The sequence below is a fragment of the Halobellus rarus genome, assembly GCF_024494595.1.
Classification (GTDB): domain Archaea; phylum Halobacteriota; class Halobacteria; order Halobacteriales; family Haloferacaceae; genus Haloquadratum; species Haloquadratum rarum.
In genome coordinates this window covers 1-16,493 of the sequence record NZ_JANHDI010000013.1, presented here as the reverse complement: position 1 = coordinate 16,493, position 16,493 = coordinate 1, and the positions used below count along the sequence as shown (strand labels likewise).

Below are 16,493 nucleotides of genomic sequence, written 5' to 3'. Positions count from 1 at the left end.
ATCGCGTGGGTCTGGATCATTCGCCTGTATCGGGCGTATCGTTCCGTTGGATTGGCGATGAAAGCCTCTGAATAACAGGATTACCACGTACAAACCTCTGTTAGCGGTCAGTTCGCAAGTACAGGGAACTGGTCAACCGATTCAACAGAGCGATAATTCAGGGGCTGAAGCGATGTCCGGACACCAGCGAACAGCGTGAAATACTGGGCGGTCTGCGTATGAATCAGTTCTCGGCGAACTGAAGCGATCCACCACTCTTTTCGGTCAATTCTTCTTGATCCTGACGAGAATCAATCACCGCACCACACGTCGTGCATTCGTAAATAAGGGAATCGGCGAGTACGTGGACGAGCCAGTCTCCGTCAATGCGACTCTCGTGACCGCAGTCGGGGCAATAGAGCGTCATCTTGTCGGGGGGCTGTCGGTCTGAACTGGACGTAGAGGGCGTCATTCCCGAATATTCTCTCCGGACAGGGATAACTATTCGTAATTGGACCAGAGTGCCGACAGCTTATTCACGGCGAATGTGATGGATCTGGAGACGAAATCAGTGCGAGGGGAGGGATATTGAACCACGGTCGCAGCGGAACCGCTCCCTGATTCTAATCCCTCTGTACGGCAAATAGCGCTCGCTGTCGCTCGCGCAATTTAGTGCGAGGGGAGGGATTTGAACCCACGGACTCCTACGAGAGCGGATCTTGAGTCCGCCGCCTTTTCCAAACTCAGCCACCCTCGCGCGGTCCGGTGTTCGATTTCGTGGAGGTTTAACCCTCCGATTCTTCGCCGTCCCGGCGGACGATCCAGATCCGGATGCCTGCGGGTTCCCCCTACGCGAACCGGTCGCGGAGTCGAGACGGGAGTTCGAGCGCGATAGCGGCGGCGATAGCGGGTGCGACGACAGCGAGAACGACGAGCGCGACGCCGCCGCCGACGACGAGAAACGCCAGGAGACCGAGCAGTAGCACTGGGACGGCGACGACCACCGCGCCGCGAGCCACGACGTCGGCGACGCCGGACACGTAATCTGCGATCGCCCCGGGTATCTCGCGGAGAGTCGCGTCCTCTGACATACGCGACTCGACGCGGTCCGGAAGCAAAGAACTGTCCCATCGACGCCGGGAACCGTAGTCTGCCCGCCTCACCACTCGATGGGCTCGCGGTCCTGCCAGAACCGCCCGGCCGGCGATTCGGGGCGGAACCGGCAGAGCCACGTCGGCGTCTCCGCGCCCGCCTCGACGGATCGGTCGGCGTTCTCGCCGCCCATCTCCGTGCGGACCCACCCGGGCGACACGGAGTTCGCGAGCAGCCCCTCGTCGCCGTACTCGCCGTGGAGGTACGCCGTGAGACCGTTCAGTCCGGTCTTCGAGACGCGGTAAGCCGGCGACCCGCCGGACTGCGCCTCGCCGAGCGCGCCCATCCGCGAGGAGAGGTTGACGACGCGGCCGCCGTCGGTCTGCAGCAGCAGCGGGACCGTGTGCTTGCAGACGAGCATCGGGCCGCGGAGGTTCGTCGCGAGCGTGCGATCGATCGTCTCGACCGGCTCGGAGACGATGTCCGTATCGGACCCGCCGACGCCCGCGTTGTTGACGACGATATCGAGCCGTCCAGCGGACTGGAAGATCTCGTCGGCCGCGTCGGAGATCTCGCCCTCCTGGGTCACGTCGACGAGGAGGTGCTCCCACTCGTCGGGGACGTCGTGGGTGATCGACCGCGTGGCGGCGAAGACCGTCGCCCCGAGGCTGTGGAGGTTCTCGGCGATCTGTCGTCCGATCCCGCGGTTGGCCCCGGTGACGAGCGCGACCTGCCCGTCGAGGGAGTCGTATAGCTCCGGCTCCGGTGAGTCTTCGGTCATAGTTCGTGTGAGGCGGCGGGCGTAAAAGGGGATTCCGTCTCGGTCGCGGCAGCGCCGCCGCGGAGGACGCTCCGCGGATCAGTCCTCGAAGTCGCGACGCATCGCGATCTCGAACCACGGGCACAGCCGGAGCTGACGGTACCACTCGGGGTGCTCGTGGAGGTGCTCGTAGTCGGCCCACAGCAGTCCCGCGATCTCCTCCTCGTCGGGATCGAGCGAGGTGTCCTCCAGGGTCACTTTCAGGACCGAGCAGACCTCCCACTCCAGGCCGGCGTTCTCGTAGTAGCGCTTGTACTCGAACTTGTCCGTCACCCGGAGGTCGTCGTACTGGTCGGAAGTGATCCCCAGTTCCTCCCTGAGACGCTGTTTCGTCGCGTCGGTCTGCGTCTGCCCCTCGACGGGGTGGGAGGCGACCGTACCGTCCCAGTGGGTGTCCCAGAGGCGCTTGTTCGGCGCGCGCTGCCCGAGCAGGATGCGCCCCTCGTCGTCGAAGACCAGACACGTGAACGCGCGGTGTCGGACGCCGTCGCCGGTGTGGGCGTCGAGTCGGTTGGCCAGTCCCGTCCGGTTATCGTCGGGGTCGACAGCGATCACGTCCTGGAGGGCGTTCTCGTGGACGTCGGCGTCGTCGCTCGCGTCGGCTCCGCCGGCCGCCGCGGCGTCGTCGCGCTGATCTGCACTCATACTCTCCCTCTCGAAGAGGGAGAACAAGGAGTCTTCGATGCGTCGTCGCGGGCCGCGCGGGAGCGGTGACGTCCCACGCGTCCGCGTCACCCGTTCCGTCGGTCTCGATCACCGTTTCGTCTCCGCGGGACTACTCGTCGACCGCCGTTTCGACTTCGTCGAACCACTCCTCGGTCGCCACTCGAACGCGGCGTCGGACTCGCGGGTCGGTGCTCGGACGACCGATGCTCACGGCGTCGGCGCCGTATTCGAAGTACTCGCGGACGCTCTCGCGTCCCCTGACCTCGTTGTTGGCGACGACGAACAGCGACGGGGCGGCCGCGGCGACGTCGGCGACGACGGACTCCGTGTCCATCGCGTCGACGTGGATCGCGTCTGCACCCGCGGATGCTACCGCGCGAGCGGTGGCAGCGAGATCGACGCCCGGGACCTCCGCGCGAACTTTCGCGCTCACGTCGGCTCCGGCGTCGCTCGCGGCAGCGACGTAGTCGCGGAGTCGGTCGGTGTCGCGGAGAAGCGCCTCACCGCAGCCGACGTCGCACATCTCCGACTGCCGGCAGTGGGCGTTGATCTCGACGATCGCCTCGCGGTCGGCGCAGACAGCCGCGACTTCCGAGATCGGGTCGAGCGTCGCGCTGCGGACGTTGACGCCCGGTCGGATCGGAGCGTCCGAAAGCGCGTCGAGTTCGCGCTCGACGAACGCGAGCGGGCCGTCGGGGAGGAACTCCGTGCGGTCGCGGGCGACGAGCGCGCGGACGGCGTCTCTGGTCGCCTCGTCGAGAGCGATGCCGCCGAGGAACGCCGCGCCGGCGTGGTCGCTCCCAGTTCGCGCCCAGTCGGCGTCCGCTTCGCCGCTGAGACTCGCGAGCGCGACCCGCGGTTCGAACATCAATCGACCCTCCAGTGCGTACATCTCACGTAACTACAGTGCGTGCGTCTCACGTAACTACAGTGCGTGCGTCTCACGCAACCGCCTCCAGCGCGCGCTCGACCGCGCGGGCGACCCGCTCGGCGTCGTCCCGTCCGTCCATCTTCGTATCCGTTCGGACGACCGGCCGATCCAGGTCCGTCCCGTCGTCGCTGTCGAGGACGAACGCGTCCGCGAAGGGGTAGGCGTCCGCGACGCCCGCGGTCGAGGGGTCGCGGCCGACCCCCGCCATCAGTTCCGCGGCGGGGCCGGAGAACACCTCGCTCTCGACGAACGGCGAGACGGCGACGACCGGCGTCGACACCAGCGCGTCGGCGAAGGCGTCCATCGCGAGCATCGGGCCGAGACTCGTGACCGGGTTCGAGGGGCCGACGACCACGGGAGCGTCGAGCGCGTCGAGCACCGCCGGCGTCGGCTCCGCCGACTCGGACCCGCGGAACTCGACGTCCAGAACCTCGGGATCGGCGCGGCGGTGGACCCAGTACTCCTGGAAGTGCATCGGTCCCTCCGGGGTGTGAACGATCGTCGCCACCGGGTCGTCGCTCATCGGCAGCAACTCGATTTCGAGGTCGAACGCCCCGGCGAGGACGCGGGTGACCTCGGTCAGCGAGCGCCCCTCGTCGAGCAGCGAGGTCCGCGTGACGTGGACCGCGCGGTCGTGGTCGCCGATCTCCATGAACTCCGCGACGCCGGAGAACCGCCGCCAGCGCGCGATGTCGCGGCCGGCGGTCTGGGCGTCCTCGGGGAGGTACCGCGGGCCCGAATCGAGGCCGGCCGCGTCGGCTAGGTGGTGAAGTTCCTCGTGCGTCGCGGTCGTGTCACCTTCGATTCCCCACCACGTTTCAGTGTCGAGGACGCCGCCCCCGTGGAAGAGCACCGTGTCGACGTCGGGACAGACGAGGTGACCGCCGAGTTCGACGTCGTCGCCGGTGTTCGCGACGACGGTCGTCGCCCTTGGATCGAACACCCGGTCCGCGCCGTCGAGGAGCTTCGGAGTCCCCGTCCCCCCGGCGAGAAACGTGACCATATCCCGCCTTTGTCGGGCGATGGTTTGAACGTTCGCTCGCCGGGAGCGGATCCGTCCCGGGCAACTGCGATTGCGACCGGCCGGCCGGTCACGCCGTCCGAGGACTTTTGCTCGCTCAGAACCCTCTTCCGACCGTGAACCTCCCGCTTGCGACCCGGTTCCGCGAGACGCCCCGGATGCGGATCACGCGTCGAGGTGCCGACGGCGAGGACCTCCTCGTCGTGCTCGGATGGGGCAACAAGCCCACACACGAACACGTCGCGTGGCTCCTGACCCGACTGCTCGACGCCGGCTACCGCGTCCACGCGGTGACCCTCCCGACGAACGGCTGGAACTTCGAGGCGCAGTACGTCGCGCCGCTGGACGACTATCTGAACGACCACGACATCGACGTCGCGCTGAGCCACAGCACCGGCGGCCTCGTCGCCGAATACCTCTCGGAACGGCACGCCCTGCGGAACGTCTTTCTCAGCCCCTGGTGGGGCGTCCGAACGGACGGGGCCGTCGATCGGGCGGTCCTCGCCGCGTTCGAGCGACTGCCGACCGCGAGGCGGCTGTACGCTCCGGATCTCGACGCCGAGGCGATCGGCGATCTGAAGTCGAGCGCGGAGGCGGCCGCCGGCCCCGACGGGCTCTCGCCCGCGTTCCTCGCGGCGATCCGCGACGCCCAGTCGCGGCTCGGGTCGTTCGACGACGGCGACGCCGTCTTCTACACGCCCGAAGACCGGGTGGTCGACCCCGCGGAGATCGAGGAGCGGACGCCGCCCCGGAACCGGCGATCCTACGACGGCGGTCACGAGTTCTTCGCCTCGTCGGGCCGGGATACCGTCCTCGACGACGTGCTCGCGGCCCTCGAGGCGGGACCGGACGCGATCTGACCGTCCCGCAGGTCGATCCCACTGTCTCGCAGGTCGATCTCACTGCCCCGCAGTTGGACCCCGTTGCCCGCTCTCGATTCGGACGCCGAGTCGCTGACCTGCGCTTCGATATAAATCCTACTACTTGACAACTTCTCACACGGGCAAAGCGCGAGACAGCGGAGACCCCGTGTTGGACCGCGACTGCCAACGTCTAGTAACCTTTAACCGATTTAGACCAGTAGTTGAGGCCAAGATGGCCAGCAACAAGATCCTCGGTATCGACCTCGGCACCACGAACAGCGCGTTCGCGGTGATGGAAGGGGGCGACCCGGAGATCATCGTGAACTCCGAGGGCGACCGAACGACGCCCTCCGTAGTGGCGTTCACCGACGACGAGGAGCGACTCGTGGGCAAGCCCGCGAAGAACCAGGCGATCCAGAACCCCGACAAGACGATCGGCTCGATCAAGCGGCACATGGGGGACGAGGACTACACCGTCGAAATCGACGACGACGAGTACACGCCCGAGCAGATCTCGGCGATGATCCTCCAGAAGATCAAGCGCGACGCCGAGGAGTACCTCGGCGACGAGGTCGAGAAGGCGGTCATCACCGTCCCCGCGTACTTCAACGACCGCCAGCGACAGGCGACGAAGGACGCCGGCGAGATCGCCGGCTTCGAGGTCGAACGCATCGTCAACGAGCCGACCGCGGCGTCGATGGCGTACGGCCTCGACGACGACTCCGATCAGACGATCCTCGTCTACGACCTCGGCGGCGGGACGTTCGACGTGAGCGTTCTGGATCTCGGCGGCGGCGTCTACGAGGTCGTCGCCACGAACGGGGACAACGACCTCGGCGGCGACGACTGGGACGAGGCCGTCATCGACTGGCTGGCCGAGCAGTTCAAAAACGACCACAACATCGATCTCCGCGAGGACCGGCAGGCGCTCCAGCGGCTGAAGGACGCCGCCGAGGAGGCGAAGATCGAGCTCAGTAGTAGAAAAGAAACGACGATCAACCTCCCGTTCATCACGGCGACGGACACCGGCCCGGTCCACCTCGAGGAGACGCTGTCGCGGGCGAAGTTCGAATCGCTCACCGAGGATCTGATCCAGCGCACCGTCGGCCCGACGGAGCAGGCGCTCTCCGACGCCGGCTACGACAAGGGCGACATCGACGAGGTCATCCTCGTCGGCGGCTCCACCCGGATGCCGCAGGTCCACGAGAAGGTCGAGGAGATGCTCGGGACCGAACCGAAGAAGAACGTCAACCCCGACGAGGCCGTCGCGCTCGGCGCGGCCATCCAGGGCGGCGTCCTCGGCGGCGAGGTCGACGACATCGTCCTGCTCGACGTGACGCCGCTGAGCCTCGGAATCGAGGTCAAGGGCGGCCTCTTCGAGCGCCTCATCGACAAGAACACGACCATTCCGACGGAGGAGTCGAAGATCTTCACGACCGCCGCGGACAACCAGACGTCCGTGAACGTCCGGGTCTTCCAGGGCGAACGCGAGATCGCCGAAGAGAACGAACTCCTCGGCGAGTTCCAGTTGACCGGCATCCCGCCGGCCCCCGCCGGCACGCCGCAGATCGAGGTCTCGTTCAACATCGACGAGAACGGCATCGTGAACGTCGAGGCCGAGGACAAGGGCTCGGGCAACGCCGAGTCGATCACGATCGAGGGCGGTGCCGGCCTCTCCGACGAGGAGATCGATCGGATGCAGGAGGAGGCCGAGGAGCACGCCGAGGAGGACAAACAGCGCCGCGAGCGCATCGAGGCCCGCAACGAGGCCGAGAGCACGATCCAGCGCGCCGAGACGCTCCTCGAAGAGAACGAGGAGGAGGTCGACGACGAGCTCCGCGAGTCGATCGAGGCGAAGATCGAAGACGTCGAGGAGACGCTCGAGGACGACGACGCCACGAAGGAGGACTACGAGGACGTCACCGAAGCGCTCACGACGGAACTGCAGGAGATCGGCAAGCAGATGTACGAGGCCCAGCAGGCCGCCGGCGGCGCGGGCGGTGCAGGCGCCGCGGGTGCCGGTCCGGGCGGCGCGGGTCCCGGCGGCGCGGCCGGTCCCGGCGGGATGGGAGACATGGGTGGCGCTGCCTCCGACGGCGACGAGTACGTCGACGCCGACTTCGAGGACGTAGACGAGACGGACGACGAGGACGACGACGAGCAGTAAGCGAGGCGTTCGCCTCACTGCTGCTGTACCGCCTGTCGAGAACTATTGTTGTGCCGCCCGGCGGTCGGACGAATCGCCACACATTTTGCCGAAATCGATAGACGGCATAGGGTTACATTTATGTAATTCAACTAGTGTATCCAGATTGTCGTATGACGAAGGCACTCAAAGCATCCGGCTTTCTCGGATTGGCCGTGATGATGGCAGTCGGGTTGCACCAGTTCACGATCGTGGCCGGCGGGGACCCGGTCCCGCCGTGGATGATCGGCGGACACGCCCACCTGGGCGTCCTCTCGATTCTCGCCATCGTGATGGGATTCGCTGTCCCCGCTCTCGGGGTCACCGGAACGCTTCGGACGGCGGTCACTGCTCTGTTCATCGCCGGACAGTGGGGGATCCCCGGTATCGTCTGGCTCGGTGAGGGCTTCGGCCTGCTGTTCCTGATGCCGACCGGCTTCCTGTGGGGAATCGCGCTGATCGTCTCGATGCTGATTATGCTGTACGCGACGCTCACCGGCGACGTTGATGCCGGCGGCAGCCCCGTCTCGATGGCACCGAGCGACGACTAGTTCGCCGGACGGCCGTACTCACCGCTCGGTCGGCGACCGGCGGTGACCGACGCTCGTCTGACATCGAAGAAACACTTTTTGCGCCCGTGTCCGATCATCGCGTATGCCCATCAGCGAGGACGAGTGGGAATCGGGAAAGCAATGGGACGACGTCGAGCGCGCGGTCGCGGAGTTCCTCGAGGCCGTCGAGCCCCGCGCCTACACCGTTCAGGAACTGCACGACCTCCTCGTCGACGGGGGAACGGTCGTCCCGCCGGAGACGGATTCGTGGGACGACGAGGGCGACGAGACCGACGACGTCGACGTTGCCCCGATGGACGTCACCGAACGACAGGTCCGGGCGGCCGTGACCGACCTGCGCGACGCCGAGTACCTCGAATCGAAGCGCATCCAGGTCAGCGGTGGCGTCGTGACGTACTACCGTCGGGGCGAACACGCCTTCTTCGGGTGACGGCTGACGTCGAGTAATTACACGTTCGTGTATAATCACGCCGGGAAACGGCACCGAAGGTAGCATATGGACGGGTTTTTAGCCCCTGGCTACCGTAGCTACGCGTATGCCTGACGGGCGGGACTCCTCGAACCCCACTCCCGGACGCGAGCCGACGAACGCGGAATCATCGACCAACGACCCATCGACCGCCGCCTCGACGCAGGCGACGCCGCCGGGGGCGGACCTCTCCGGCCCGACCGAGAAGTGCGGAGTCGTCGGCGTCGCGCTCGAGGACCGCGCCGCGTCGCGCCCGTTGTACTACTCGCTGTACGCGCTCCAGCACCGCGGACAGGAGTCCGCCGGAATCGTGACCCACGACGGCTTCCAACAGCACAGCCACGTCGAGATGGGCCTCGTCGGCGACGCGTTCGACGAGTCGGATCTCGATTCCCTGGCCGGTCAGACCGGAATCGGTCACGTCCGCTATCCCACGTCGGGCGGCGTCAATGCCTCCTGCGCCCAGCCCTTCTCTGTCTCGTTCAAGTCGGGGTCGCTCGGACTCTCGCACAACGGCAACCTCGTCAACGCCGACGAGATCCGCGAGGAACTGGCCAACCTCGGCCACGCCTTCACGTCCGACGGCGACACGGAGGTCATCGCTCACGACCTCGCGCGGAACCTGCTCGAAGCCGACCTCGTCCGCGCCGTCAAGCGAACGATGGACCGCATCCACGGCTCCTACGCGCTGACGATAATGCACGACGAGACCGTGCTCGCGGTTCGAGACCCGCAGGGGAACCGACCGCTCTGCATCGGGAAACTGGAGGACGGCTACGTCGTCGCCTCCGAATCCGCCGCGATCGACACCCTCGACGGCGAACTCGTCCGCGACGTCCGCCCCGGAGAACTCGTCGTCCTCGAGGCCGACGGGTCCGGATTCGACTCCTACCAGCTCGTCGAGCGCGACGACACCGCCCACTGCTTCTTCGAGCACGTCTACTTCGCCCGACCCGACTCGATCATCGACGATTCGCTGGTCTACGAGGCCCGCCGCGACCTCGGCCGGAAGCTCTGGGAGGAGTCGGGAATCGAGACCGACGTCGTGATGCCCGTCCCCGACTCCGGGCGATCGTTCGCCTCCGGGTACGCCGAGGCGGCCAACGAGACGACCGCGGAGGGAACTGAACGTCTCGCCGGGGAGGACGCCGTCGAGTTCGCAGAGGGGCTGATGAAGAACCGGTACGTCGGCCGGACGTTCATTATGCCGACACAGGACGAACGCGAGCGCGCGGTTCGGCTGAAGCTCAACCCCATCAGGAGCACCATCGAGGGGAAGTCGGTCACGATCATCGACGACAGCATCGTCCGGGGGACGACCTCCCGGCAGCTCGTCTCGCTGCTGAAGGACGCCGGCGCGGAGGAGGTCCACGTCCGGATCGGTGCGCCGCCGATCGTCGCCCCGTGTTACATGGGGATCGATATGGCCTCTCGCGAGGAACTCATCGCCGCGGATCAGTCGATCGAGGAGATCCGCGAGGAGATCCGCGCGGACAGCCTCGGGTACCTCTCGATCGACGCCGTCGCCGACGTGCTCGGAGAGTCACGGCTCGATCTCTGTCTCGGCTGCGTGACCGGCGAGTACCCCTACGACATCGACGGCGAAGACACGGACCGCGACGTCCGACGGCCGGTCATCGGCGACGGTGCGACCGCCAGCGCCGACGACTGATCGCCGGCTTCAGAGACCGGACGGGGAGTCAGCAGCAGACCGCGTTCACAGACAGAACAGGAACGGGTTGACCAACGCGACTCGGTCGCCCGCGTTCAGTTTCGTGTCGAAGCCGGCGAGGTTCTCGTTGAACTGCCCGTTGACGAGGATCCGCGCGTACGCTCGCGTCTGCTCGCCGTCGGGGTTCTTTCGGAGCTCACCCGGCACGTCGTCGGCGTCGATGGGCGCCCACCCGCGCGTCGCCGACTCCGCTTCCGTCTCGGCGATCACGAGGTCGCGGACGTCGTACTCGGCGAAGAAGGCGTCGACGAACTCCCGGAGCGTGTCGCCCTCGAACGTGAACGAGAGTTTCGGCGTCCCGAGGGCGTCGCGAACGTGTCCCGTCGCGCGCACCTCGACGGTCGTCTGTGTCGTCTCCAGGGCGGACTGCGACTGAGCCATAGCGGACGTACGACGCGCACGGACAAATCCCTGTGTCCGAATATGTTCGTGTTGCTATTCATTTCGGCGACGCGACCGGGACGGCCGCCACGGGGTCAGTACACGACGTAGAGCAGGACGTAGACGACGTCCCCGAGTGCGAAGGAGACGAACCAGAGTGCGGCCGCGACTCGCCCGACGCGTCGGTGGGGCGTCTCGTAGAGTTCCGCGACCGGGCGAGAGAGCGCGAGGAGGAGCACGTAGAACAGGAGCGGGATACAGACGATCGCGAGCAGGACGTGGACCGCGAGCGTGGGGAGATAGACGAACTGGTAGACGGCGTCGGGACCGAGGAACTCGGCGGGGCCTTCCAGCGAGATCCGATAGAGGTAGAGGACGAGGAAGGCGACGAACAGCGCGAACGTCGTGAGCATCATCGCCCGGTGTCGTCGGACGTCGTCGCGCCGGATGAATCGGACGCCGAGGGCGATGGTCACGAGCCCCGTCGTGCTGAGCACGGCGTTGACGTGCGGAATCGCATCGACAACCGAGTCGGGGACGACGGGAAGCAGCGACGCGGGGACGACGCCGCCAACGGCGGCGAAGACGGCCGCGAGCGAGACGACCGAGAGTACCGCTGTGAGTTCGAGCACGTGGTCTCGTGCGCGCAGTTCCATACCGGAATGGCCGGACGGAGCGGTGAAAACGGTGCCGACTGCGGATCGGCTCGCCGTCGAAAGGAAACTCATTTAAATTACCCCGGACAACCAGATATTGCGCGACAAGACACAGCGAGCGTGGGTAGCCAAGCCAGGCCAACGGCGCAGCGTTGAGGGCGCTGTCCCATAGGGGTCCGCCGGTTCAAATCCGGTCCCACGCATCGCACGGCGTTTCGCGCCACTCGATGCAGGTGCTCATCCCTTCGGGGACACAGCACCCACGCACAATCCTTCCGACGCTATCTTCGCGAGCCGCGGTGCTCGATATCACGACCACTCTCCGTCGAGAGACGGACACCGCTTGGGATACGTTTTAAACCGTCGAGTCGGTACTGGACGCTATGGCCAAGTACTCCACCGGCAGCGGCGGAGGCGGTGGCGACGGCGACAGTTGTGAACTCTGCGGTCGCTCGACCGGCAACCTCCGCCGGGCGAACGTCGCCGGCGCGGAACTGCTCGTGTGTTCGGACTGCGCACCGCACGACGATTCGAAAAAACGCAACGATAGCACCTCACAGTCCGGATCCGACGGTCACGACGGTGAGACACCGCGTCGGAAGCGGGCGGCCCAGCAACAGGCGCGGATGTACGATCAGACGAAGGGCGACGCCGCCCACTGGGAGGAGGGGACCGACTACGAGGAGGATCAGCTCCCGTATCTCGTGACGGGATACGGTGAGCGCGTCGAATCAGCTCGGCAGGACGCGGGACTGACCGTCGAGGAACTGGCGGCCGAACTCGACGTCGACGAGTCCGACATCGACGCGGTCGAACAGGGCCGCGCGACCCGGGCCGGCGTCGGGGGGTCCGTCGTCCGCGCGCTCGAAGAGCGACTGGACGTCGAACTGGTCGACGAGTAGCGGTCTCGACCCGAATTCAGGTCGAGAGGCCGTCCCGCGATCCGCCGCATCGACGAGGCCCCTCGTCGAACCGGAAGTTAACCATTTTTGTCTCCGACTCCCCCAGCGGGAGGTATGCAGACACGCGCCCCCGAGGAACCGGAGGTCCGAGAGTTCTCCGCCGAAGTCGTCGGCGTCGACGACCGGACGGTAACGCTCGATCACACGTACTTCTACGCCGAGAGCGGCGGCCAGCCGGCCGATCGCGGGACGCTCGATGGCACACGGGTGGCCGACGTCCAAAAGGGGGAGGAGACGGTTCGACACACCCTCGCGTCGGTCCCCGAGTTCGACGTCGGCGACACGGTGACCGGCGTCATCGACGACGACTTCCGTACCTACTGCATGCGGGCACACACGGCGAGCCACGTGCTCTACGGGGCGGGTCGGCGGCTCCTCGAAGACCTCGGCTACGGCGGGTTCGACATCTCCGGGGAGAAGGTCCGCGTCGACTTCACGACCTCGACTGACATCGACGACGAGACGCTCGTGGAACTCGAACGACTGACGAACCGCACGGTGTGGGACTCACGGGGCGTCGGCTGGGAGGCGGTCCCGACGGAGGAGGCGACCGCCCGCGAGGACGTCGCGTTCAACACCAAGACCGAGGAGGGCGTGATGGACGACGCCGACACGGTCCGGATCGTCGACATCGACGGCTGGGACGTCGCCGCCTGCGGCGGCACGCACGTGTCGAACACCCGCGAGATCGGGCCGGTCACCGTCCTCGACCGCTCGAACCCCGGCGAGGGCCTCACCCGCGTCGAGTTCGCCGTCGGGCCGAGCGGCATCGACCGTGGCGCCGATCGCCATCGGGCGCTCCGCGAGACCGCCGCGGCGCTCGAAACGAACGTCGACGACCTGGCGGAGACGGCGGCGGCCATCCGGACGGAGCGCGACGACCTCGAAGCGCGCGTCCGCGATCTCGAACGCGCCGCCGTCTCGGACGCGATCGACGACTTCGAGACCGTCACGAGAGGCGACACGTCGTGGCGGCTGGGCGTGCTCGACGGCGTCGACCCGAACGACGCCGGCGAGGCGGCGAAGGACGCGGTCGGCGATTCGGACGTCGTCGTCGCGGTCGGCGGCGACGAGCGGCCCTACCTCGTCGTCGCCGCGGGCCACGACAGCGACGTCCACGCCGGTTCGGTGGTCGACGACGTCACCGACACCTACGGCGGTGGCGGTGGCGGCGGCCCGCCGTTCGCGCAGGGCGGCGGCCTCGATGCGTCTCCGGACGACGTTCTCGACGCCGTGCGCGCGTGGGAACCGCGGGAGTGAGTTGACCGCCACGACGGCGTCTCGGTCGTTCCGGACGCTCACCGCCACGTCCGAAGCGCCTTTTCCCGTCGGGGCCGTAGACGTTCCCAATGACTGATCGGCCGACCGCGGCGGAGACACGTCCGCTCGACGAGTTCGACACCGTCGTCTGGGACTTAGACGGGACCCTCGTTCGACTCGTCGTCGACTGGGACGTCGTGACCGGGGACGTCGCGGCCGTCTTCGAGGCAGCCGGCGTCGACGCCGACGGATACGACCTCTGGGGGATGATCGACCTAGCCGACGAGACTGACCTCCGCGCGGACGTCGAGGCCGTCATCGGCGGCTACGAACGGACGGGTGCGGAGCGCTCGGAGCGCCTCCCGCACGCGGACTTCGTCGGGCGGTTCGACGCCGAGGGCGTCTGCTCGCTGAACGCCGAACACGCCTGTCGGACCGCGCTCGACGTCCACGGACTCGCGCCGCACGTCGACGCCGTCGTCGGCCGTGACAGCGTCGCGACTCGGAAACCCGATCCGGCTCCGCTGCTCGAAACGCTCGACCGGCTCGATGCGGACCCGGGCGACGCCGTGTTCGTCGGGGATTCGATTCGAGACGAGGAGGCCGCTCGACGGGCGGGCGTGGCGTTCCGCTACGTCGACGAGGACCGAGAGATCGACGGTCGCGCCTCCGAATAGGGGCGAACAGGCGGTACGGGTCGGTCACGAGACGCTGTACCGCGCACCCGCAGCACGCCCCGTGGCTGTCGTCATCGCACGGCGTCTGTGGTCCCACAATTGTATATGAACCCTCGGCCGGACCCTTCGAGTGACCGGCCGCTCCCCTATTCGACAGCGATACGCCGCCGGCGCGGGCGTTAAGTCGCTTCGACCCCCAAATCTGACGATGAGTTACCCGGTCAGATACTACTGTCCGCACTGCGGGGCCGTCTTCGAACTCCAACGCGAGGGATACCTCGCCGATAAGTCGGTCACACCGTACCCGCTCGTCGGTTGGGAGTACGTCGCTCCCGACGAGGATTTCGAATCGGCCGACGGCGTCCGCCTCGTCTGCGGTGAGGACATCGCTGGTGGCGAAGAAAGCGACGGCGACGTCGTCCGCTGGACCGGAGAGCGAAGCAGCGCCGACGATGTCGAGGATCCGACCCGCGAGTCTCCCTGCGGCGAGGACCTGTACCTGTCGTTCGTCAGGTTCGTCGACGGTGAGGAGGTCGAACCGGAACCGGAGCGGACCCACACGACGATTGCAGGCGACGGCCCGTCCGGACCTCGCGGGACGAGCGGGCCGCGGGGGCCCTCCGGTCCGAGTGGCTTCGGCCGCTAGTCGAAAACGAGTCCGGCGCTCACGGGAGGTCGACGTCGATTTCGGCGACGTCGCTCGCGGACTTGACCGTGTTCCACAGGAGCATCGCGCGCGTCATCGGACCGACGCCGCCCGGCACGGGCGTGATCGCGCTCGCCTTCTCCTTCGCGCTGTCGTAGTCGACGTCGCCGACGAGTTCGGAGCCCTCGTCGGTCTCGACGCGGTTGATCCCGACGTCGATCACGACCGTGCCCTCAGAGAGCATCTCGCCGGTGATCATCTCGGGGACGCCCGCGGCGGCGATGACGATGTCCGCCGCGCGAGTCTTCTCTGCGAGGTCCTCCGTCCTGGAGTGACAGACAGTGGTCGTGGCGTTTCCGCCCTCGTCCTTCTGGATGAGGAGGTTCGCCATCGGCTTGCCCACGATGTTCGACCGACCGACCACGACGGCCTCCGCGCCCTCGGTCTCGACGTCGGCCGCGGCGAGGAGTTTCTGGACGCCGTGCGGCGTGCACGGCTTGTATCGCGCGTTTCCAGCGACGAGGCGACCGACGTTTTCGGGATGGAAGCCGTCGACGTCCTTCGCGGGGTCGATGCTCCGGAGAACCTCGCGCTCGTCGACGTGGTCCGGCAGCGGCATCTGCACGAGGATGCCGTGGACCTCCGGGTCGGCGTTCAGTTCGTCGATAGTGTCGAACAGCTCCTCGGCCGGCGTTTCGGGGTCGAGTTCGATGTCGCGCGTGGCGATGCCGACCTCCTCGCAGTCTTTGTGTTTCATCGAGACGTACGTCTCGCTGGCGGGGTCGTCGTTCATCAGCACGGTCGCGAGACACGGCGTCGTCCCTGCGTCGGTGAGCGTTTCGATGCCGTCGAGCAGGCCGTTCCGAATGTCTTGGGCGACGTCGTTGCCGTCGATGATCTCGGTCATATTACGAAGGGAGTGGGTAGCACACTTCAAATGTGCGGGTTTGCGTGCGCTATCCGATTCCCCCGGACCGTGCGGGAAGACGGCCGACGACTCCGATCGCTACTCGTACAGCGGGTATTCGTCGGCGAGTTCGTCGACGCGCGCGGCGACCTCCTCGACGACCGCCTCGTCGTCGTAGTCGTCGACGATCCGCGTGATGAGGTCTGCGACCTCTCGCGTGGCTGCCTCGTCGAAGCCACGCGTCGTGATGGCGGGCGTGCCGAGGCGGATGCCGCTGGGGTCGAACGCCGAGCGCGTCTCCCCGGGGACCGTGTTCGCGTTCATCACGATACCCGCCGCGTCCAGTGCCGCTTCGACGTCTTTCCCAGTCGTCTCCGGATGTGAGGGCCGCAAATCCACGAGCACGAGGTGGTTGTCCGTCCCGCCCGAAACCAGGCTCAGCCCGTTCTCTTGCAGCCGCTCTGCCAGCACTTGGGCGTTTTTGACGGTCTGTTCGGCGTAGGCGTCGAACTCCTCGGACAGGGCTTCGCCGAACCCGACGGCCTTTCCCGCGATGTTGTGCATCAGTGGGCCGCCCTGTGCACCCGGGAAGACGGCTTTGTCGATGGCGTCGGCGTACTCGGCGTCGCACATAATGATCCCCCCGCGGCCCGCGCGAATCGTCTTGTGCGTCG

Annotated in this window: 19 protein-coding genes and 2 tRNA genes; 10 read left to right on the top strand and 11 right to left on the bottom strand. The window is 66.9% G+C overall.

Annotated features, from left to right (window positions below; all coding sequences use genetic code 11):
- Positions 1-223: 223 nt before the first annotated feature.
- The 7 genes from NO876_RS18220 to cofD form a co-directional block, all read right to left on the bottom strand.
- Complete coding sequence (locus NO876_RS18220) at positions 224-406, bottom strand: DUF8106 domain-containing protein (RefSeq protein ID WP_486606392.1); 183 nt, start codon at positions 404-406, stop codon at positions 224-226.
- Positions 407-652: 246 nt separating this feature from the next.
- Positions 653-736: transfer RNA gene (locus NO876_RS14975), tRNA-Leu, on the bottom strand.
- Positions 737-827: 91 nt separating this feature from the next.
- The gene (locus NO876_RS14970; RefSeq protein ID WP_256422474.1) at positions 828-1,070 is read right to left on the bottom strand and encodes a hypothetical protein; all 243 of its coding nucleotides are present in this window, start codon (positions 1,068-1,070) and stop codon (positions 828-830) included.
- Positions 1,071-1,138: 68 nt separating this feature from the next.
- Positions 1,139-1,852, bottom strand: a complete 714-nt coding sequence (locus NO876_RS14965; RefSeq protein ID WP_256422473.1) for an SDR family NAD(P)-dependent oxidoreductase — start codon at positions 1,850-1,852, stop codon at positions 1,139-1,141.
- A gap of 78 nt (positions 1,853-1,930) precedes the next feature.
- The gene (locus NO876_RS14960) at positions 1,931-2,536 is read right to left on the bottom strand and encodes an NUDIX hydrolase (RefSeq protein ID WP_256422472.1); all 606 of its coding nucleotides are present in this window, start codon (positions 2,534-2,536) and stop codon (positions 1,931-1,933) included.
- 130 nt (positions 2,537-2,666) lie between these two features.
- A complete protein-coding gene (locus tag NO876_RS14955; protein ID WP_256422471.1) occupies positions 2,667-3,425 on the bottom strand; it encodes a tRNA-dihydrouridine synthase in 759 nt (252 codons plus the stop codon).
- A 73-nt stretch (positions 3,426-3,498) separates the two neighbouring features.
- Positions 3,499-4,491, bottom strand: a complete 993-nt coding sequence (cofD, locus tag NO876_RS14950) for a 2-phospho-L-lactate transferase (protein WP_256422470.1) — start codon at positions 4,489-4,491, stop codon at positions 3,499-3,501.
- A gap of 134 nt (positions 4,492-4,625) precedes the next feature.
- Between cofD and NO876_RS14945 the strand changes: the two genes are divergently transcribed.
- The 5 genes from NO876_RS14945 (at position 4,626) to purF (ending at position 10,270) form a co-directional block, all read left to right on the top strand.
- On the top strand, positions 4,626-5,369 hold the full coding sequence (locus tag NO876_RS14945; protein WP_256422469.1) for an alpha/beta hydrolase: 744 nt from the start codon (positions 4,626-4,628) through the stop codon (positions 5,367-5,369).
- Positions 5,370-5,604: 235 nt separating this feature from the next.
- On the top strand, positions 5,605-7,539 hold the full coding sequence (dnaK, locus tag NO876_RS14940; RefSeq protein WP_256422468.1) for a molecular chaperone DnaK: 1,935 nt from the start codon (positions 5,605-5,607) through the stop codon (positions 7,537-7,539).
- 152 nt (positions 7,540-7,691) lie between these two features.
- Positions 7,692-8,108, top strand: a complete 417-nt coding sequence (locus tag NO876_RS14935) for a DUF8059 family membrane protein (protein ID WP_256422467.1) — start codon at positions 7,692-7,694, stop codon at positions 8,106-8,108.
- Positions 8,109-8,211: 103 nt separating this feature from the next.
- Positions 8,212-8,559: a hypothetical protein gene (locus NO876_RS14930; protein WP_256422466.1), complete on the top strand. Its 348-nt coding sequence runs from the start codon at positions 8,212-8,214 to the stop codon at positions 8,557-8,559.
- Between the two features lie 106 nt (positions 8,560-8,665).
- Positions 8,666-10,270 (top strand): amidophosphoribosyltransferase, encoded by a 1,605-nt coding sequence (gene purF, locus NO876_RS14925; protein ID WP_256422465.1) that lies wholly within the window; start codon positions 8,666-8,668, stop codon positions 10,268-10,270.
- A gap of 45 nt (positions 10,271-10,315) precedes the next feature.
- Here the strand turns inward: purF and NO876_RS14920 are convergent, their stop codons facing one another.
- Together NO876_RS14920 and NO876_RS14915 are read right to left on the bottom strand one after the other, a co-directional pair.
- Positions 10,316-10,711, bottom strand: a complete 396-nt coding sequence (locus tag NO876_RS14920; protein ID WP_256422464.1) for a MoaD/ThiS family protein — start codon at positions 10,709-10,711, stop codon at positions 10,316-10,318.
- A gap of 95 nt (positions 10,712-10,806) precedes the next feature.
- Positions 10,807-11,367, bottom strand: coding sequence for a DUF420 domain-containing protein (locus NO876_RS14915; protein WP_256422463.1), 561 nt, complete (start codon positions 11,365-11,367; stop codon positions 10,807-10,809).
- A gap of 118 nt (positions 11,368-11,485) precedes the next feature.
- On the opposite strand from NO876_RS14915, the gene NO876_RS14910 reads away from it, so the two are divergent.
- The 5 genes from NO876_RS14910 to NO876_RS14890 all read left to right on the top strand — a co-directional run bounded on the left by NO876_RS14910 (position 11,486) and on the right by NO876_RS14890 (position 14,912).
- Positions 11,486-11,570 (top strand) — tRNA-Leu (locus tag NO876_RS14910).
- A 180-nt stretch (positions 11,571-11,750) separates the two neighbouring features.
- On the top strand, positions 11,751-12,269 hold the full coding sequence (locus NO876_RS14905; protein WP_256422462.1) for a helix-turn-helix domain-containing protein: 519 nt from the start codon (positions 11,751-11,753) through the stop codon (positions 12,267-12,269).
- A gap of 114 nt (positions 12,270-12,383) precedes the next feature.
- Positions 12,384-13,589 (top strand): alanyl-tRNA editing protein, encoded by a 1,206-nt coding sequence (locus NO876_RS14900; RefSeq protein WP_256422461.1) that lies wholly within the window; start codon positions 12,384-12,386, stop codon positions 13,587-13,589.
- A gap of 89 nt (positions 13,590-13,678) precedes the next feature.
- Positions 13,679-14,266, top strand: coding sequence for an HAD family hydrolase (locus NO876_RS14895; protein ID WP_256422460.1), 588 nt, complete (start codon positions 13,679-13,681; stop codon positions 14,264-14,266).
- Positions 14,267-14,474: 208 nt separating this feature from the next.
- Complete coding sequence (locus NO876_RS14890) at positions 14,475-14,912, top strand: DUF7969 family protein (RefSeq protein WP_256422459.1); 438 nt, start codon at positions 14,475-14,477, stop codon at positions 14,910-14,912.
- A gap of 19 nt (positions 14,913-14,931) precedes the next feature.
- On the opposite strand, the gene NO876_RS14885 is transcribed toward NO876_RS14890, so the two are convergent.
- Both NO876_RS14885 and NO876_RS14880 read right to left on the bottom strand, forming a co-directional pair.
- Positions 14,932-15,819, bottom strand: a complete 888-nt coding sequence (locus tag NO876_RS14885) for a bifunctional methylenetetrahydrofolate dehydrogenase/methenyltetrahydrofolate cyclohydrolase (RefSeq protein WP_256422458.1) — start codon at positions 15,817-15,819, stop codon at positions 14,932-14,934.
- A 99-nt stretch (positions 15,820-15,918) separates the two neighbouring features.
- On the bottom strand, positions 15,919-16,493 hold a 575-nt coding region (locus tag NO876_RS14880; RefSeq protein ID WP_256422457.1), incomplete at its 5' end, for an aminotransferase class I/II-fold pyridoxal phosphate-dependent enzyme.

Coding starts and splice junctions, on each gene's coding strand:
- NO876_RS18220 (WP_486606392.1), bottom strand. CDS start 406: ATGACGCTCTATTGCCCCGACTGCGGTCACGAGAGTCGCATTGACGGA.
- NO876_RS14970 (WP_256422474.1), bottom strand. CDS start 1,070: ATGTCAGAGGACGCGACTCTCCGCGAGATACCCGGGGCGATCGCAGAT.
- NO876_RS14965 (WP_256422473.1), bottom strand. CDS start 1,852: ATGACCGAAGACTCACCGGAGCCGGAGCTATACGACTCCCTCGACGGG.
- NO876_RS14960 (WP_256422472.1), bottom strand. CDS start 2,536: ATGAGTGCAGATCAGCGCGACGACGCCGCGGCGGCCGGCGGAGCCGAC.
- NO876_RS14955 (WP_256422471.1), bottom strand. CDS start 3,425: ATGTTCGAACCGCGGGTCGCGCTCGCGAGTCTCAGCGGCGAAGCGGAC.
- cofD (WP_256422470.1), bottom strand. CDS start 4,491: ATGGTCACGTTTCTCGCCGGGGGGACGGGGACTCCGAAGCTCCTCGAC.
- dnaK (WP_256422468.1), top strand. CDS start 5,605: ATGGCCAGCAACAAGATCCTCGGTATCGACCTCGGCACCACGAACAGC.
- NO876_RS14935 (WP_256422467.1), top strand. CDS start 7,692: ATGACGAAGGCACTCAAAGCATCCGGCTTTCTCGGATTGGCCGTGATG.
- NO876_RS14930 (WP_256422466.1), top strand. CDS start 8,212: ATGCCCATCAGCGAGGACGAGTGGGAATCGGGAAAGCAATGGGACGAC.
- purF (WP_256422465.1), top strand. CDS start 8,666: ATGCCTGACGGGCGGGACTCCTCGAACCCCACTCCCGGACGCGAGCCG.
- NO876_RS14920 (WP_256422464.1), bottom strand. CDS start 10,711: ATGGCTCAGTCGCAGTCCGCCCTGGAGACGACACAGACGACCGTCGAG.
- NO876_RS14915 (WP_256422463.1), bottom strand. CDS start 11,367: ATGGAACTGCGCGCACGAGACCACGTGCTCGAACTCACAGCGGTACTC.
- NO876_RS14905 (WP_256422462.1), top strand. CDS start 11,751: ATGGCCAAGTACTCCACCGGCAGCGGCGGAGGCGGTGGCGACGGCGAC.
- NO876_RS14900 (WP_256422461.1), top strand. CDS start 12,384: ATGCAGACACGCGCCCCCGAGGAACCGGAGGTCCGAGAGTTCTCCGCC.
- NO876_RS14895 (WP_256422460.1), top strand. CDS start 13,679: ATGACTGATCGGCCGACCGCGGCGGAGACACGTCCGCTCGACGAGTTC.
- NO876_RS14890 (WP_256422459.1), top strand. CDS start 14,475: ATGAGTTACCCGGTCAGATACTACTGTCCGCACTGCGGGGCCGTCTTC.
- NO876_RS14885 (WP_256422458.1), bottom strand. CDS start 15,819: ATGACCGAGATCATCGACGGCAACGACGTCGCCCAAGACATTCGGAAC.